The following is a 14,799-nucleotide window of genomic DNA, read 5'->3' on the forward strand; positions in this document are numbered from 1 at the left end:
ACAGATGAGATCTGTCAGGGCTTTTTTTAGGTTAATTCCTTTTTGACCTTACCGTACTTTCCTCCGCCCCCCACTTCAAAAGAAAGCGTTCCTTTTCTTGCAGAGTCTATGTAGACCGCCAATTTTTCAGGAACGATTTCCATGAGCTGTTCAAGCGTGACTTCATGAAGGATATTCATCTCTGTTCCAAAAGCCTCCAGCAGTCTTTCCATGGATTTAGGTCCGAGTCCTGGGATGAAATCGAGTGGTACTTGATGGATATATGGCGGCCTTTCCCTTCCCTCTCTTCCTCCCATCTCGGAAATGGAGAGTTCTTCGATCCTGGACGATACCCCTTTAATAATGGATCTATTACCACATTCGGGACATTGTTCACTATCCCTTAATACCTGTTGTAAACAGCCTGAACATACGGTTTGATGATACTTCCCCAATAAGGGGTTCAATCCATAATTAACGGTCACCTTACGATCCCCTTTTTCTTTAAGGGCTTTTGCCAGCTCATTGAAACTTGGTTCTTCAAGCAGGACTTTTTGATATTCACGAGCGATTTTCCCAAGCGAATGCGCATCGGAATTTGTCACGAATACATAGGAGTCCAACTCCCCGATATCCTTGACCATTTCTGTATCCGAACTTAAACCAAGTTCGATGGCATCAATTAGCTTTGGATCGAACACTTCTGTCAGACTGGATCTCACCCCTTTTCCATACAAGCTTTTAAATGGGGTGAAAACATGTGCCGGGATAAACAGGCCGCCCAAGGACTTCACCATTTTTTGCAGCGTTCTTCCATCACAATAAATCCTTTGAGAGCTCAAGGTGATATTTTTAACATGTCCGCTCATCCATGAAGAAAATTCCTTCATCGCTTTTAAAGTGGGAAAATAGGCGAGGACATGGATCGGTCCATTACAATGCTGATCATAAATTTCAATCTCCGAGCCTGGAATGATGGTTGTATTCTTGTATTGAAGTCCGCCTTCAATCTTTTCCTTGATTTCGCCAACCAGAATCCCTGCTTCGATCTCTTCGATAATTTCAGGAGAATGGCAATCGATTATCCCGATTAGATCAAGACCCTTCCTTTCACTTGCCGCTTGAAGCACATTGCTGAAGGTTAACGTTTTAGCACCGGTTATTTTAACGGCCCTTCCGCTTCTCGTTCTTCCTATGTGGATATGCAGGTCTGCGTAAAACTCTTTCATTTATGATGTCATCACCTTTTTCAACTGCAGATACTGAACTGCATAAGCCGTTTTGGCGTCCAGGATCTTCCCTTCATCCAGGTAAGTTTGAGCTTCCTCCAACGTGAGTTCAAGCATCTCGACAAATTCATCTTCATCCAGTGGGGCCGCATTTTCTTTCTTTTTCAAATTGTGGGCTACATACAAATGGACCAATTCATCGGCGAAACCTGGGGATGTATAGAAGGATATGATGTGCTCCATTTTTTCACATTCATAACCTGTTTCCTCTTCCAGCTCCCGTTCAGCCGACAGAACCGGTTCTTCCCCTTTTTCCAGCTTTCCTGCAGGAATTTCCACCAAGCTTCTCTCCAGCGCTTTACGGTACTGTTCAACCATGATGATTTTATTTTCTGCCGTGAGAGCTATGATGGCAACCGCTCCCGGATGTTTAATTATTTCACGTTTACCCGTTTTCCCATCAGGAAGCTCTACATCATCCACTTGCAGGCTGATTACCTTCCCTGTGAAAATTTTTTCCGAAGACAGCGTTTTTTCTTCAAATTTTTTCATCCTGACCACTCCTCTGTTCTAATTGCAGCATGATTCCTCATACATTTTACCATAATAGAGATGGAGGGCGATTTAATGAAAGTTTACGTATTGGAAAAAAGCGTTACTTTATCCGGGAAGAGTTGGGAAATACTTCAAAAACTAAAACAATTACAAAATCAATATGTCTATATCAATGATTGGATTGCCGACATACATGATCAGGTGCCGTCCACTCCTTTAAAGCGGATCAAGTGAATTCTTTGAGTGAAATGGATTTCTCCTTTACAATGAATGTAAGGGGAGTGGATAACATGAAAAAACGCAGACTAGGAAATTCAGACTTGATTGTTTCTGAAATCGGGCTCGGATGCATGTCATTGGGGACTGTTGAAAATCAGGCATCCGAAATCATACAGGCCGCTTTAGATGAAGGAATCAATTATTTTGATACTGCTGACTTATATGATTTCGGTATGAATGAAGAAATCGTCGGAAAAAATGTAAAATCGGTCCGCGATAAGGTATACATAGCCACCAAGGTCGGAAACCGCTGGAATGAAAATAAAGATGCCTGGAGCTGGGATCCATCTGGCGCTTATATTAAAACGGCAGTAAAAGATAGCTTAAAGCGATTGGGGACTGATTATATTGACCTTTATCAGTTACATGGCGGCACCATTTCAGACAATATCGGAGAAACGGTAGAAGCATTTGAAGATTTGAAAAAAGAAGGCTATATCCGATATTATGGAATTTCCTCGATTCGTCCGAATGTAATCAGGGAATTCACTGAAAAGTCTGAGCTTGATTCCGTGATGATGCAGTTTAATCTACTTGACCGCCGCCCAGAAGAGTGGATGTCCCTTCTGGACAATAAACAGATCAGCATCATCGCCCGTGGCCCCCTTGCCAAAGGGCTGCTTAGTGAAAAAATGCTTAAAAAGGCAAATGAGAATGGATACCTTGACTATAGCTATCACGAACTTAAAGATTTGCTTCCGCAATTAAAGGACAAACTTTCTGATAGGAAGTTGAATGAAACGGCACTTCAATATGTATTGTCCCATCCTAGCGTCGCTACCGTTGTACCAGGAGCAAGTTCAGTACAGCAGCTTCGTGAGAACTGTCAGGCAGCTAATAGTCCTTCTCTCTCCAAAGCCGAATTGGATATCTTGAAGCAGTTGACCAAAGCGAGCAAATATGAAAGTCACCGGGATTAAAAAGAATAGAATAGAACATGACTAAATGTTTCAAAGAAATATCAAGATGACCTTTAGGCTGCACTATCGCCGTTTAACCAACGTGATAGGCAGCCTTTTTCCGTTCCATCGTTTTTTCGCCTTTCAAGTTTCCCATCACTCCAATCCCTAGCAATTCAATTTCAATCTTTTTCATTGGACATCCCAAAATTAATATTGTACAATTCAATTGTCCACAATTAAAATAAAAATGTAAGGGAGAAAAAAATGATGACAAAAACATTATTTACAACGTCTGTAACAGTTGATGGCGGAAGAGAAGGAACGGCAATTTCTGCTGACGGCAACTTCACGGTTGATATCGCGATGCCTGGTACACCAAGGGCTAAACAGATGCCTGAAGCATCTAATCCGGAACAGCTTTTTGCAGCTGGATATGCTGCATGTTTTGATAGTGCTTTGCAATCAGTTGGTAAAATTGAGCGCGTTTCCTTCGATTCCAAAGTCACCGCAAGCGTCAGTCTATTGATGGGTGAGATGCATCAGTACAATTTAGCTGTAACTTTGGCTGTGAAGGGGTCCGGGGTCGACCTGGAGACATTCGAAACCCTTGTTCATAAAGCGCATCAAATGTGCCCTTATTCAAAAGCAATCAATGGCAATTTGGACGTCGCCTTTGAAATAGATGTAGATTAACGGACCTTCTTCGTGAATATCCGACAAAAAGACGCTTGGGGTTACCAAGCGTCTCAGACTGTAGACAAACTCGAAGAAAAGCGAGTTTGCCTGCAGTTTTTTTATTAAAAAAGTTGCAGTTGGTTTCAGGAAATCACATCCCTTTCCGCCGACTGTCTGCCAACCCTCATCGTAGCAAGCGCCTGTGGGATCCCATTCGGCAGGAGTGCCTCAAATTTCTTCAATCTAGTAGGGTTTCATTCCATAAAGAAAGGTAAAAATTTTATGAAGGATAACCAAGTCTTCTTTTATAATCACGGTTCGGGGCGAGCCCATTCGGAATCTCCTTTTGTTGCAAACTCAGACGCTTGGGATTGCCCAAGCGTCTCTTTACTAAAATTCCTGTAATGTTTTCAATAGTTGGAGCAGCGAAGCTTTTAAATCCTCAACCACCTTCTTATCTTCACCCGACATAGCCGAAATGCGATCGGGAATGAAACAGGCCTCTACCTGTAAACCAAGTCCCTTTTCCGTCAGCTTAATCATGACAGACCGTTCATCTTTAATGGAACGTTCACGGATAATCAAGCCATTCTGCTCCATTCGTTTCAACATGGGGGTGAGCGTTCCTGAGTCGAGGGCAAGGAGCTCCCCTAGTTTTTTCACTGTAAGTGTATCCTGTTCCCATAATAGAAGAAGAACAAGATATTGAGGATATGTCACTTCGAGTTTATCAAGCAGCGGTTTATATTTCTTCGTCATTTCCCTTGAACTTGCATAAAGCAGGAAACATAATTGGTCTTCCAGTACTTTTTCTATTTTACTTTGCATCATATCACCAGCTAATGAGTAGTCCATCCAATATGAAAGCATATCGAACGTATCTTTAATATAATCGTTATACTTTATAAAATAAAGGACTATCGGCAAGGAATGGTTTTTCCTGAACAGAAAAAGGGAGCCAGTCCTCTTAAAACGGCTCCCTTCTCTTCATTTATAGTTCTTCCAGTTCAGATTGCTTTCACCTAATAATTCTTCGAATGATTTATTCTTCTCCCGCCGCTTTCTTTCTTCGCGTTTTTTTTCTTCTTCCGCTGCCCTTTTCCCTTGTTCAGCCTCATTAAGTTCCTTTTGCTTTTGACGAAGCTGGGACATGATATCTTGATTGATCATATCACCAAGTTTCAATGAAGATGAATCTTTATCTTTGCTTTTGCTTTGATTTTGATTTCGCTGCTGTTTCTTTTTCATCCTTAAAACCCCCCTGGCCATTTATGAAATTATTATATCACGACTGCCGTTTTCCTCGTCATGGTTTTCAAACAGTGTTTTCCCATTCCCCTCATGGTAAAATAAAGAAAATCAACCAAGGAGGACCCTTCATGAAGAAATGGTGGTTTACACTGGCTGGAATCCTATCGTATATCATCGGCGTCGGCATTTACTTTTCCAATCGGATCATGTACATGAAAAAGAAGGAAGATGATTTTATCCAGAATCGTGAAATCCTGGCTAAACGCCTGATCACGGAGGATTTTGATAATCTGCCTAAAACGGAAATTTGGGTATCGTCACCATCCGGATATTCCTTGAAATGCTTGTTTATCGAACCGCATGATACCAATAAGTGGGTGGTCATTTCCCATGGCGTGACGGAGAACAAAGTCAATTCGATTAAGTACATGAATATTTTTCTTAAGCGGGGCTTCAATACCATCATTTATGACCACCGCCGGCATGGGGATTCCGGTGGCAAGACGAGCAGTTATGGACATTATGAAAAATTCGACCTGAAGGCCGTAATCGATGAATTGAAAAAACGTAAAGGTGCTGACCTTCATATTGGCATCCATGGAGAATCCATGGGGGCCGTAACCCTGCTTTTATATGCCGGGATGCTTGAAGATGGTGCTGATTTTTACATTGCCGACTGTCCATTTTCAAACTTCGAGGATCAAATCAAACACCAGCTTAAGCATGTAGTCCCACTTCCCTCTTGGACGGTATTTCCACTTGGGCGTACGTTCATCAGACTCCGTGATGGATATTGGACCAATGAAGTATCCCCAATCGATTATATGAAAAATATCCGAAACCCCGTGCTCTTCATCCATAGTGAAAATGACAGTTTCATTCCCGCTTCCATGACAGCGGAATTATATGCAGCAAAAGAGGGCCCAAAGCAGCTGTACATCGCTAAAAAAGGGGCCCACGCTCAATCTTATAATGAAAATCCAAAAGAATATGAAGATCAAATCGATCAATTTCTAAAACTTGTCTGAAAAGAAAAGAGAGAGGGTATCCAAGATTCCCTCTTTGGCTTCATTTAGATCTTATTAAAATAGCTCATCCTCGGATTTAAGATTTGATTCGGACTTTTTAATTGAAAGCTGTTCGCTTCCGGAACAAAGTCTATTTTCATGACTTCATCAAGAAAAATCATTTTTGATTTTTCTACATATAGAGGAATTCCGTTTGTTTCCACTTTTTCGGTACCTTCCTCAGGTTCGTTGACCCACCATAGCGCCGTTACACCACTTACCACGCAGCCACAGCCATCAGTATCATATTTCAACTGTAAATACCCTTGTCCCTGTACCTTATCGGCTATTTTCTCAGCCGCTGTTTCCGTCCATTCAATATACATGATTGCACGCCTCCCGATGTCTTTGCATTCCCCCATTATAAACGATAAAAACGCTTCTGTTAAAGAAACTGCCTCCTTTTGCAAGATCAGCCCATACGAAAATCACATTCTTCATTGACCGTGCTAACAAAAGCTGATTCTCTTATGTCACGTGATTCCTTTCATCACGATGTCATTTCGAAAATGAAGGGCTGCCCCTTGGGAACAGCCCTTCCGCTCATCATTCCATTATCCTTACATCCGCTATATCGGAAAGCCTGATATAGTGAGCCTGCTCAAACCGATCAACGATGTGAAGCTTTTGGCTAAGCTCATTATAGTAATGGATCCTGCCGATTAACAGCTGATACCGATTTCCATCATAATGAGCAATTGTGACCCCCTTTCTTTCCTCCATCGCTTCCCCCATTACCGCATTCATTTCTTCCAGTTGCTGCTCATCCAGGATGCGCCTCGTTTCATAGTCATCTTCCACCACCCAATCCCGCAGCATCTTCACATGCTCAGGCAACATCATCGATGTCCATTTGATACGGCCGCGATCACGAATCATTCTTTTCCCTCCCTTCAAAGTCACCCTTACGCCTTATGCCCACCAAGCAGCCTGCTTCGGTAAACGGCTGTACCCGCTTCCGTATATGAAACTGCACGCAATAACGATTTGGCTCCATATTTATGGCGGATTCGATCAACCGTGTAGCTCAATTCCCGCTTCTTCCAGCGCGAAGCATCAAATAAAGTCAGCTGCATTTCGTTATCATCCACAATATTCGAGAGCCTGACCTCTATGCTCCGAACCGTTTTTTGCTTATAGTTCTCATGAAAAAGCTCCAGACACACTTTATATAACTCCATCGTCATGTTGGTCGGTTCGCTAATCGAACGCGAACGGTGGAAACCTCCGCCAAACTCATCCTTGCTGTAACCAATGCTTAGGCTCACCGTCCTTCCTACCTTGCGATGGGTGCGTGCCCTTCTTCCAACTTCTTCGCAAATTTCCAGCATGACCTGCTTCACCTCATGCTCCTCTTTATAATCCCGCAGCAGGATTTGACTTTTGCCGAAACTGACCTGCCCTTCGATGATCACTGCCCCCATATCAGATAAATCTATTCCCCACGCATGGTGGTAAAGCTGATTGCCCATCATTCCAAACTTCGCTTCAAGTAATTCAAGATCATAATTGGCAAGCTGCCCAACCGTAAATATTCCCATTCCATGAAGGGTTTTTTCTACGCGCCTGCCGATCCCCCACATTTCACGAAGCGGGGAAATCGGCCAAAGTTTGCTTGGCACATCCTCATACTTCCATTCTGCAATCCCTTTGTGTTTGGCTTCCAAATCAAGGCAAAGTTTTGCCATAAGCATGTTCGGTCCAATCCCAATGGCGCAGGGGAGCTGTAATTCCCGTTCGATTTCATCTATTATCTTTTCAGCTATCATCCGGGCATCCCCCCATAAAGAAGCGGCACCATCGACTTTCACAAAACTTTCGTCCACACTATATACATGAATCGCTTCTTTGGGCACATAACGGTTGAACAAGCGGGTGATTTCCGTGGAGACCCTTAAATAGGTCGCCATTTTAGGTTCAACGACCACGATCCTTGAATCATTCGGGATCTCAAACATCCGCGAACCTGTCTTGATGCCAAATTCCTTCTTCATCTTTGGAGAAGCCGCAAGCACAATGCTCCCTGTTCTCTTCAAATCCCCGACCACCGCCAGATAACAATCAAGCGGGTCCAGACCAAGCATGACCGCTGAGCAGCTTGCATAAAAACTTTTCATATCGATACACATAATTGATTGTTTCGGCACTGTCCCATAATCCATCATTTCTTCACCCTATTAAGAATATACGTTCGCTTTTATTTTATTCATAACCTTAACCGAATATACGTTCTTATTCAATGGAAGTTTTCATGCAATTTTCTACTTTTTATCTTAATTTCCTTAAAAAGTATAATGTATGATAAAAATGGGTATAATGACAAATTTATACTATAAATCCAATTAGTTTTTTAAAAAAATAATCAATTAGCAGCTTGAATAATTTTTAACGGTTCCATATGCTTAGTTTTTTAAACTTCACCCACCCTTTTCAACAGACTTTCGTCTATTTAAACCTAAGTCTTAATATTCATTTTTTGTAATGAAACTGTAACCAAAAATATGTCTAATTGTCATAATGGTATTGTAGGATAATATTGTTAAGAATAATAGAGAGATAGATAGAGAGGAAATGAAAATTATGAAGAAATGGATCGCTTCAGCTGCTGTTGCATCTGCCATGATGCTAACCCCCCTGCAAGCCTTTGCCAATATTGGAGACCAAACCCTCAGACCCGGAATGACACATAGTGATGTCAAACAACTACAACAACTTTTAAAAACCAAAGGTTATTTCACATATTCAGGTTCATTGACTACATATTACGGCACCTATTCTGTATCGGCAGTGAAAAAATTCCAAAAAGCCAAAGGGTTAACTGTCGATGGAATTGCCGGCCGAGGAACATTTAATGCGCTTGGTGTTTATAATGTCAATAATACAAGCCTGATTAGCTATGCAAAAACATTAATAGGCAAACCCTATAAATGGGGCGGGACAACACCAACTGGATTCGACTGCTCAGGCTTCGTCTATTACGTATTCCAGAAATCACAAGGAATTACCTTACCGCGTACAACATCATTGCTCTATTCCAATACAGGTTTAAAAGTATCAGCACCAGCTAAAGGTGATCTTGTATTCTTTGATACTTCTTCTGGAAGAACAGGAGTATCCCATGTTGGGATCTATATCGGAAATGGTCAATTCATTAGTGCTACGTCTTCTAAAGGAATAACCATCGCGGATATGGATAATTCTTATTGGAAACCAAAATATTTAGGTGCGAAAACTTTATAAACTCCAGGAAATGAGCTCATCCTTGTGAGCGAAATCCCATAACCGGACAGAATTCAAAGTGATTCAGTCCGGTTTTATTATTTTATATATAATATTTCATCCGTTAAATCCTCGACTGTCACCATGAATGAAGAATCCAAGTTGGAACGATTCATCATTTCGATAGTATAAACATGCTCTAAGGGCAAATGGACGACTTCGAGGACCATGAATCGCTGACTTTCCGCTTTGCTGACATGATCGAGGGCAGCAGTGACCGCCCTTTGTTCGGCTAAGCTTTTTTCATCCGTCAAAACAAGAATCAATTCCGCTTCCGCTTTCCCAGGAAATGATTTCTTCACCCCGCCCCGGTGCCATGGTTTCACTTTCATCCCGATTTCCAGGTCAGAGAAATCGAGGTGAAGTATCATTGCTCACCTTATAGTACGTCCCTTTAATCAAAATCCTTTTATCGTCAAGATCCGTAATGAAACCTTCTTCCCCCTTATCTATGGCCTCATCCATGTTCCAATCAGAGGATTGACAGCTAACCAGAATAAAGGCAACACTTATATATATAAAAAGGTTTACAATCATCTTCATGAAAATCCCCCCTAAGAAGTAGACGGATCCCTCATGAAATAGTTACCAATTTCCAGAATAAAACTTCCGTTATTTCATAAAAAAGAGGATGGGACATAACTAAATAAACCATCTTCAAAGACGGATCATTCTACGTTATTCTACTTAAATATAATGCAGCTTTCGTATTTTTTGTTTTTATTCATCCATTCAACCTGTAAGAACAAGTTCATTCCATTGCCCCACAGACACTCGCTTTCCGCGGGGAGGAAGCGGAGCCTCTATTTCCCTTAGTAGTCGATTGTCTTCCGCTCCATTACACTAGATTTTTAAAAATAGGATGCAAAAAACAACAAAATTTATGGAAAAGAACAAATAAAGACCCGATCTATTAGCCGGAAATTCCGCTTATAGTTCGGGTTTATCGTTGACTAAAATACTTATGTCCCAGCCTCTTCACCTATCATAGACCATCTTTCGCCTTTTTGAACTAGCCTACTTTTTAAAAAATGCTTTTTTTCCTAATGTTTCGGTGATCTTCGGGAACATGTTATACCATTTCCCAGCTATATTCATCCAGCCAGGGAGATTGATTTCCCTCCTATTGGTCAGCATCGCCGCTACGATTTTAGTAGCGACATCTCCAGGCTTGAGCATGAATTTTTCAACGTTCTTCAAGTATGCACCTGATTCATCCGCAATGTTAAAGAAATTCGTTTCTATGGGACCTGGATTGACGGTGGTCACAAAAACATGATCTTCCATCAGCTCGAGCCGAAGTGCGTTTGAATATCCGAGTACTGCGAACTTGGTCGAAGAGTACAATGTTGATTTAGGAGTGGCGATTTTACCGGCCTGTGAAGCGATATTGATGATATGCCCCGATTTTCTCTGCCTCATATACGGAAGAACCAGTTTTGTGCAGGCCATTAATCCAATGACGTTGACAGCAAACATTGCTTTCGTTTCATCCAATTCCGTATCCTGCGCTTCTTTAAACGTGCCGAAACCAGCATTGTTAACCAACACATCGACTTCACCTATTAGCGCATGGATGTCATTAAATACATTTGTCACCTGATCGGTGTCTGCAACGTCCAGCTTATAGGCATATGCATCAATCCCATATTGGTTGATCAGTTCATTCTTTAACTGTAGTAATTTATCCAGGCTTCTGGCCAAGAGGACGAGACGGCCTCCCTGCTTTGCACTTTGAATGGCAACTTCCTTGCCAATCCCTCCGGAAGCACCCGTAATAACAATAACTTTTCCTTGCAACTTTTTCAAAAAAGTGGCCTCCTTGCGAACATTAAGCGATTGAATACAGAATGACCCCTGATTGGATTTCTGTTTGGACTTCACCCAAGTCTTCTAAATAGTCCAGCTGACCAACCGTTTCCGAAAGGGTCAGGCCCACTTCCTGAAGGTATACTTTCGGAAACAGCTGCTGACACACTTCAAAGACCGATAAAGGCTTATCTTGAAGCATGCTTTTCACCTGCATGGCACGGTTATGCTGCCGCTCGAATCTATATTGAATCAAGTCGGCAACCGCATCTCCTTCCACTTCAGATCCATGTCCTGAGTAAACAGTGGATATGGAAAAATCCAATAATTTCTGAAGTGACGCATTATATTGCAGTAACGGACGAGGCCTCATGCCTCCGGGAAGTAAAGGTGGTTCCATTAATGGATTAGGTGAAATCTTGGCAAGCAAGTGATCGCCAGCGATCATGATTCCGTCACTTTCCCGGTAAAAGGATAAATGGCTTTGCGCATGACCTGGAGTCTCGATCACTTTCCAGCCTGGAAGACCAGGAAGCTCATCCCCTTCAGCCAAATATCCATGCAGCTTCCGTTCACTAAGAAAACTGATTTCGTCGCGGTTATGGACCAGTTTATTTTTCAGCTCTTCTGCCACTCCGAACTTTTTGGCATAATCAAGGAAAAAACGATTATGGGTTTCAAGGAAATCATCACTGATAGTCAGCCAGCGCTGATTATTTTTGTGTCCATAAACCGGGATTTCCTTTTCAAAGAAATCGAGTGCACCAGCATGATCAGGATGATGATGGGTTAAAATGATTTGTTCGATATCAGTCAGTTTCAGACCCAAATCCCCAAGTCCGTTAGTCAAGGCTTCCTTTGATCGTTTTGTTTTCACTCCAGTATCGATTAACGTTAAAGCATCCCCTTTAACTACATAAACATTCACATCACCCACTGCAAACGGTGTGGGCAAAGCAATTTTCGCAATATCTCCATTCCAATTCGCCATAATCATTTCCACCTTAGAAAATTATATTTATATAAATCTTTTTATACGCTAAACAGGATTCTAAGTATACTTATCATGTATAATTACCATTTTACATGTATTTTTAATTACTGTCATTATTTTCACATAATTCATGTCTATTTTTTATCGTCCATGCATATATTATCATTGACAGAGTGCTGATATATCCTTCATAATCAAAAGTAATTAAAGACGGCGTGGCTTTGATTAAGGCCAAGTAAATATTGATGGCGTAAAGAGAGTGAAGCTCGGAATGTGCTGAAAGGCTTCATCGCCCCCTCATTATTGAACCTACCTTATGAGCCTTCAGGAAAACCTGACGTAATTCCCGCGTTAGAGGAATCAAGTGCAGCTTTTCTGTTATTTATAATGGAAAAGTTGAACAAAGGTGGTACCACGGAAGCAGACCTTTCGTCCTTTATTGGATGAGGGGTCTTTTTGTTTTTCAAAAGGCCGAAATTTATAAGCAAAAGGAGCGGAAATTATGAAAAAAATCGCGTTTATCGGAGCTGGTTCGATGGCAGAAGCAATTATTTCGGGGCTGGTGACCCAAAAGGTAATTGAACCAGCAAATATTTTTGTAACAAATAAATCAAATGATGATCGGTTCGTTTATTTGAAGAACCAATATGGTGTAACTGCCACAAGATCGCTGCAGCTATTGGTACAGGATGCAAACCTTGTCGTACTGGCGGTGAAACCGAAAGATATTTTAGAAACGATGCAATCAATAAAAGAATACATTCGTGAAGAAATGCTATTCATTTCCGTTGTTGCCGGGGTTCATACAACAAGCTTGGAAGGAATCGCCAACAAGCGGTTTTCAATCGTCCGTGCCATGCCTAATACATCGGCAGCTGTAGGAAAATCAGCAACTGCCCTTGCGGCTAACTGTCATACGGAAGAATCGCAATTACAAACGGCGATTACCCTTTTCGAAACGGTAGGTACGGTGGCAGTCGTCGACGAAACCCAGCTAGATGCGGTAACAGGCCTATCAGGCAGCGGTCCGGCTTATATTTATTACTTGGTCGAGGCATTGGAAAAATCAGCAGAAAAAATAGGTCTCGATTCCGGAACCGCTAAGCAATTGATTCTCCAGACACTGATGGGTGCGGCCGATATGTTACAGAACTCACCTAAAACGCCTGCCGTACTAAGAAAGGAAGTAACTTCACCAGGCGGAACGACTGAAGCAGGTCTGAAAGCACTTCAAGCACATCAAGTGGAAGAAGCATTCATTGCCTGTGTACAAGAAGCGACGGAGCAATCGAAGCGAATGGGCGATCAAATAAGTAAAGAACTAGCCAAATATGTAGTTTCACATTAAGAGCGCATGCTGTTACCTGGTCACTCCCGTAAGGCAGTGACCAGGCAACAGCCCTTTTTTTATAAGGGGTAATCCTTCGGTGTGAGCGTTACTTTATAATCAGCATATCATTTTCATCAAAGCTCCACTCCTTCGAATACGCGACCTCCCAATAGTAACCATCGGGGTCTGAAAAATATCCGCTGTATCCTCCCCAAAAAACATCCTGAGGAGATTTCTCGATTGTTCCCCCAGCCTTTTCGGCCTTGTTGATCACATCATCCACTTCTTCAATTGATTTAGCATTATAAGCGAGCGTAAGACCCCGGAAACCATTTTTCTTAGGCGGTTCTTTTTCCTTGATGTCTTTTGCTAGCTCCTCTAAAGGATACAAAGCAAGTTTCGTTCCGGCGTTATTAAAAAAAACGATTGCGGGTTCGTCCTCTGTAATCGATGTATGGAATCCCAACCCGTCCCGGTAAAACCTTAATGATTCAGTAATATCCCTGACACCTAAAGTTATAATGTTGATCCTGTTCATATACTAGTCCTCCTTTTTCCATGTGTTAGGGGTAATTCGACATCTGGATCACTTTTCCCTTTTTAACTTGATTGACCATCAGTCACATCATCACAAATGCTTCTTAAAGTTCCTAACGACACTAACCATTTGCATGGAGAGCAATCCAAGGGGAATCTCCACCTTGGATTGCTCTCCATGCAAATTACGTAGGAATTCCACTTTCTTTGCCGAATGCATACATGTTTTGTCATCTGCAAAGGAATTCACCCATACTTATCGAATTCAACAACCAAAAGGGGGAATCTCGATGAATACAAGTGCAGTTGCCCGGTTACTGAATGTTTCCCATAGTACGATCCAACGCTGGGTCACCCAATTGAACATGGAAGTAGAACGGAATCAACTTGGCCACTACCAGTTTTCGGATGAAGACATTGCATTATTGAGAAAAATCCAAGATCAGCTGAACGAGGGCATCATTCTCCAAAAGGTCAGCATCTCAGAGAAAAAGATTAGGAAAGCAACCATCCAGAAACACTCCGAACCGAATAAAGAACATGATCAACTGCTTGAACGGGTGATCAGGCTTGAAAATGGACTGAAAACAAAAGCGGACGACGTTGTATCCTATCAGATTTTACAGCACAGAAGTGAAATGGAGGAAATGCACAAACTCGTTAAGAAGCTCGAAGCCCGAATCGAAGCGTTAGAAACACCAACGGGTCAGCCAATTGATTATTTCCTTGCGGCTGAAGAAGCTGCCGCCACTAAAAAGACGAAGAAAAGACCATTCATCAAAATGATTTTTGGAAACAAAAAGAACGATAGTTCATGGAGCACAGCTGACAGTGATTAACATTCAAGATCGTTCATGAGCACCCCACGATGGCCATTTTCTTATGCCAAGCATTTCTTCAGTAATAGAACCTG

The 14,799-nt window shown here is 41.9% G+C and carries 19 protein-coding genes; 7 read left to right on the forward strand and 12 right to left on the reverse strand.

Annotated elements, in window-relative coordinates:
* Positions 1–26: 26 nt before the first annotated feature.
* Positions 27–1,208, reverse strand: coding sequence for an endonuclease Q family protein (locus IOC57_RS14555; RefSeq protein ID WP_207439404.1), 1,182 nt, complete (start codon positions 1,206–1,208; stop codon positions 27–29).
* Positions 1,209–1,760, reverse strand: coding sequence for an NUDIX hydrolase (locus IOC57_RS14560; RefSeq protein WP_207439405.1), 552 nt, complete (start codon positions 1,758–1,760; stop codon positions 1,209–1,211). It lies immediately after the preceding gene.
* A 75-nt stretch (positions 1,761–1,835) separates the two neighbouring features.
* Here IOC57_RS14560 and mciZ point away from each other — a divergent pair, with 75 nt between their 5' ends.
* The 3 genes from mciZ (at position 1,836) to IOC57_RS14575 (ending at position 3,637) form a co-directional block, all read left to right on the forward strand.
* Positions 1,836–1,997: a Z-ring formation inhibitor MciZ gene (gene mciZ, locus IOC57_RS14565; protein WP_207439406.1), complete on the forward strand. Its 162-nt coding sequence runs from the start codon at positions 1,836–1,838 to the stop codon at positions 1,995–1,997.
* Between the two features lie 56 nt (positions 1,998–2,053).
* Positions 2,054–2,962, forward strand: coding sequence for an aldo/keto reductase (locus IOC57_RS14570; RefSeq protein WP_207439407.1), 909 nt, complete (start codon positions 2,054–2,056; stop codon positions 2,960–2,962).
* Between the two features lie 249 nt (positions 2,963–3,211).
* Positions 3,212–3,637, forward strand: coding sequence for an Ohr family peroxiredoxin (locus IOC57_RS14575; protein ID WP_207439408.1), 426 nt, complete (start codon positions 3,212–3,214; stop codon positions 3,635–3,637).
* A gap of 372 nt (positions 3,638–4,009) precedes the next feature.
* Here the strand turns inward: IOC57_RS14575 and IOC57_RS14580 are convergent, their stop codons facing one another.
* A complete protein-coding gene (locus IOC57_RS14580; protein ID WP_396020827.1) occupies positions 4,010–4,450 on the reverse strand; it encodes a MarR family winged helix-turn-helix transcriptional regulator in 441 nt (146 codons plus the stop codon).
* Positions 4,451–4,606: 156 nt separating this feature from the next.
* Complete coding sequence (locus tag IOC57_RS14585; RefSeq protein ID WP_207439409.1) at positions 4,607–4,867, reverse strand: YqkE family protein; 261 nt, start codon at positions 4,865–4,867, stop codon at positions 4,607–4,609.
* Between the two features lie 131 nt (positions 4,868–4,998).
* Between IOC57_RS14585 and IOC57_RS14590 the strand changes: the two genes are divergently transcribed.
* Entirely contained in the window at positions 4,999–5,898 is a 900-nt protein-coding gene (locus tag IOC57_RS14590) for an alpha/beta hydrolase (protein ID WP_207439410.1), read from the forward strand.
* Positions 5,899–5,942: 44 nt separating this feature from the next.
* Here the strand turns inward: IOC57_RS14590 and IOC57_RS14595 are convergent, their stop codons facing one another.
* The 3 genes from IOC57_RS14595 to IOC57_RS14605 form a co-directional block, all read right to left on the reverse strand.
* Positions 5,943–6,263: an iron-sulfur cluster biosynthesis family protein gene (locus IOC57_RS14595; protein ID WP_207439411.1), complete on the reverse strand. Its 321-nt coding sequence runs from the start codon at positions 6,261–6,263 to the stop codon at positions 5,943–5,945.
* A gap of 220 nt (positions 6,264–6,483) precedes the next feature.
* Entirely contained in the window at positions 6,484–6,816 is a 333-nt protein-coding gene (locus tag IOC57_RS14600; RefSeq protein ID WP_207439412.1) for a YolD-like family protein, read from the reverse strand.
* Between the two features lie 26 nt (positions 6,817–6,842).
* The gene (locus IOC57_RS14605) at positions 6,843–8,102 is read right to left on the reverse strand and encodes a Y-family DNA polymerase (RefSeq protein WP_207439413.1); all 1,260 of its coding nucleotides are present in this window, start codon (positions 8,100–8,102) and stop codon (positions 6,843–6,845) included.
* 415 nt (positions 8,103–8,517) lie between these two features.
* Here IOC57_RS14605 and IOC57_RS14610 point away from each other — a divergent pair, with 415 nt between their 5' ends.
* A complete protein-coding gene (locus IOC57_RS14610) occupies positions 8,518–9,177 on the forward strand; it encodes a C40 family peptidase (protein ID WP_207439414.1) in 660 nt (219 codons plus the stop codon).
* Between the two features lie 77 nt (positions 9,178–9,254).
* Here the strand turns inward: IOC57_RS14610 and IOC57_RS14615 are convergent, their stop codons facing one another.
* The 4 genes from IOC57_RS14615 to IOC57_RS14630 all read right to left on the reverse strand — a co-directional run bounded on the left by IOC57_RS14615 (position 9,255) and on the right by IOC57_RS14630 (position 12,016).
* Complete coding sequence (locus tag IOC57_RS14615) at positions 9,255–9,587, reverse strand: DUF3221 domain-containing protein (protein ID WP_207439415.1); 333 nt, start codon at positions 9,585–9,587, stop codon at positions 9,255–9,257.
* Positions 9,562–9,759 (reverse strand): hypothetical protein, encoded by a 198-nt coding sequence (locus IOC57_RS14620; RefSeq protein WP_207439416.1) that lies wholly within the window; start codon positions 9,757–9,759, stop codon positions 9,562–9,564. The genes IOC57_RS14615 and IOC57_RS14620 overlap by 26 nt, the downstream gene beginning before the upstream one ends.
* 474 nt (positions 9,760–10,233) lie before the next feature.
* Positions 10,234–11,025 (reverse strand): SDR family NAD(P)-dependent oxidoreductase, encoded by a 792-nt coding sequence (locus tag IOC57_RS14625; RefSeq protein ID WP_207439417.1) that lies wholly within the window; start codon positions 11,023–11,025, stop codon positions 10,234–10,236.
* Between the two features lie 22 nt (positions 11,026–11,047).
* Positions 11,048–12,016: an MBL fold metallo-hydrolase gene (locus IOC57_RS14630; protein ID WP_207439418.1), complete on the reverse strand. Its 969-nt coding sequence runs from the start codon at positions 12,014–12,016 to the stop codon at positions 11,048–11,050.
* A gap of 505 nt (positions 12,017–12,521) precedes the next feature.
* Here IOC57_RS14630 and proC point away from each other — a divergent pair.
* Entirely contained in the window at positions 12,522–13,367 is an 846-nt protein-coding gene (proC, locus tag IOC57_RS14635; RefSeq protein ID WP_207439419.1) for a pyrroline-5-carboxylate reductase, read from the forward strand.
* Between the two features lie 88 nt (positions 13,368–13,455).
* On the opposite strand, the gene IOC57_RS14640 is transcribed toward proC, so the two are convergent.
* Entirely contained in the window at positions 13,456–13,887 is a 432-nt protein-coding gene (locus tag IOC57_RS14640; RefSeq protein ID WP_207439420.1) for a VOC family protein, read from the reverse strand.
* A gap of 289 nt (positions 13,888–14,176) precedes the next feature.
* Between IOC57_RS14640 and IOC57_RS14645 the strand changes: the two genes are divergently transcribed.
* Positions 14,177–14,725 (forward strand): MerR family transcriptional regulator, encoded by a 549-nt coding sequence (locus tag IOC57_RS14645; RefSeq protein WP_207439421.1) that lies wholly within the window; start codon positions 14,177–14,179, stop codon positions 14,723–14,725.
* Positions 14,726–14,799 lie beyond the last annotated feature (74 nt).

Origin of the sequence: Bacillus sp. SD075 (assembly GCF_017355165.1) — a bacterium.
Classification (GTDB): domain Bacteria; phylum Bacillota; class Bacilli; order Bacillales; family DSM-1321; genus Peribacillus.

Bases quoted from the DNA above. Each gene is read 5' to 3' on its own strand.
- IOC57_RS14555 (WP_207439404.1), bottom strand. From the start codon at position 1,208: ATGAAAGAGTTTTACGCAGACCTGCATATCCACATAGGAAGAACGAGA.
- IOC57_RS14560 (WP_207439405.1), bottom strand. From the start codon at position 1,760: ATGAAAAAATTTGAAGAAAAAACGCTGTCTTCGGAAAAAATTTTCACA.
- mciZ (WP_207439406.1), top strand. From the start codon at position 1,836: ATGAAAGTTTACGTATTGGAAAAAAGCGTTACTTTATCCGGGAAGAGT.
- IOC57_RS14570 (WP_207439407.1), top strand. From the start codon at position 2,054: ATGAAAAAACGCAGACTAGGAAATTCAGACTTGATTGTTTCTGAAATC.
- IOC57_RS14575 (WP_207439408.1), top strand. From the start codon at position 3,212: ATGACAAAAACATTATTTACAACGTCTGTAACAGTTGATGGCGGAAGA.
- IOC57_RS14580 (WP_396020827.1), bottom strand. From the start codon at position 4,450: ATGATGCAAAGTAAAATAGAAAAAGTACTGGAAGACCAATTATGTTTC.
- IOC57_RS14585 (WP_207439409.1), bottom strand. From the start codon at position 4,867: ATGAAAAAGAAACAGCAGCGAAATCAAAATCAAAGCAAAAGCAAAGAT.
- IOC57_RS14590 (WP_207439410.1), top strand. From the start codon at position 4,999: ATGAAGAAATGGTGGTTTACACTGGCTGGAATCCTATCGTATATCATC.
- IOC57_RS14595 (WP_207439411.1), bottom strand. From the start codon at position 6,263: ATGTATATTGAATGGACGGAAACAGCGGCTGAGAAAATAGCCGATAAG.
- IOC57_RS14600 (WP_207439412.1), bottom strand. From the start codon at position 6,816: ATGATTCGTGATCGCGGCCGTATCAAATGGACATCGATGATGTTGCCT.
- IOC57_RS14605 (WP_207439413.1), bottom strand. From the start codon at position 8,102: ATGATGGATTATGGGACAGTGCCGAAACAATCAATTATGTGTATCGAT.
- IOC57_RS14610 (WP_207439414.1), top strand. From the start codon at position 8,518: ATGAAGAAATGGATCGCTTCAGCTGCTGTTGCATCTGCCATGATGCTA.
- IOC57_RS14615 (WP_207439415.1), bottom strand. From the start codon at position 9,587: ATGATACTTCACCTCGATTTCTCTGACCTGGAAATCGGGATGAAAGTG.
- IOC57_RS14620 (WP_207439416.1), bottom strand. From the start codon at position 9,759: ATGAAGATGATTGTAAACCTTTTTATATATATAAGTGTTGCCTTTATT.
- IOC57_RS14630 (WP_207439418.1), bottom strand. From the start codon at position 12,016: ATGGCGAATTGGAATGGAGATATTGCGAAAATTGCTTTGCCCACACCG.
- proC (WP_207439419.1), top strand. From the start codon at position 12,522: ATGAAAAAAATCGCGTTTATCGGAGCTGGTTCGATGGCAGAAGCAATT.
- IOC57_RS14640 (WP_207439420.1), bottom strand. From the start codon at position 13,887: ATGAACAGGATCAACATTATAACTTTAGGTGTCAGGGATATTACTGAA.
- IOC57_RS14645 (WP_207439421.1), top strand. From the start codon at position 14,177: ATGAATACAAGTGCAGTTGCCCGGTTACTGAATGTTTCCCATAGTACG.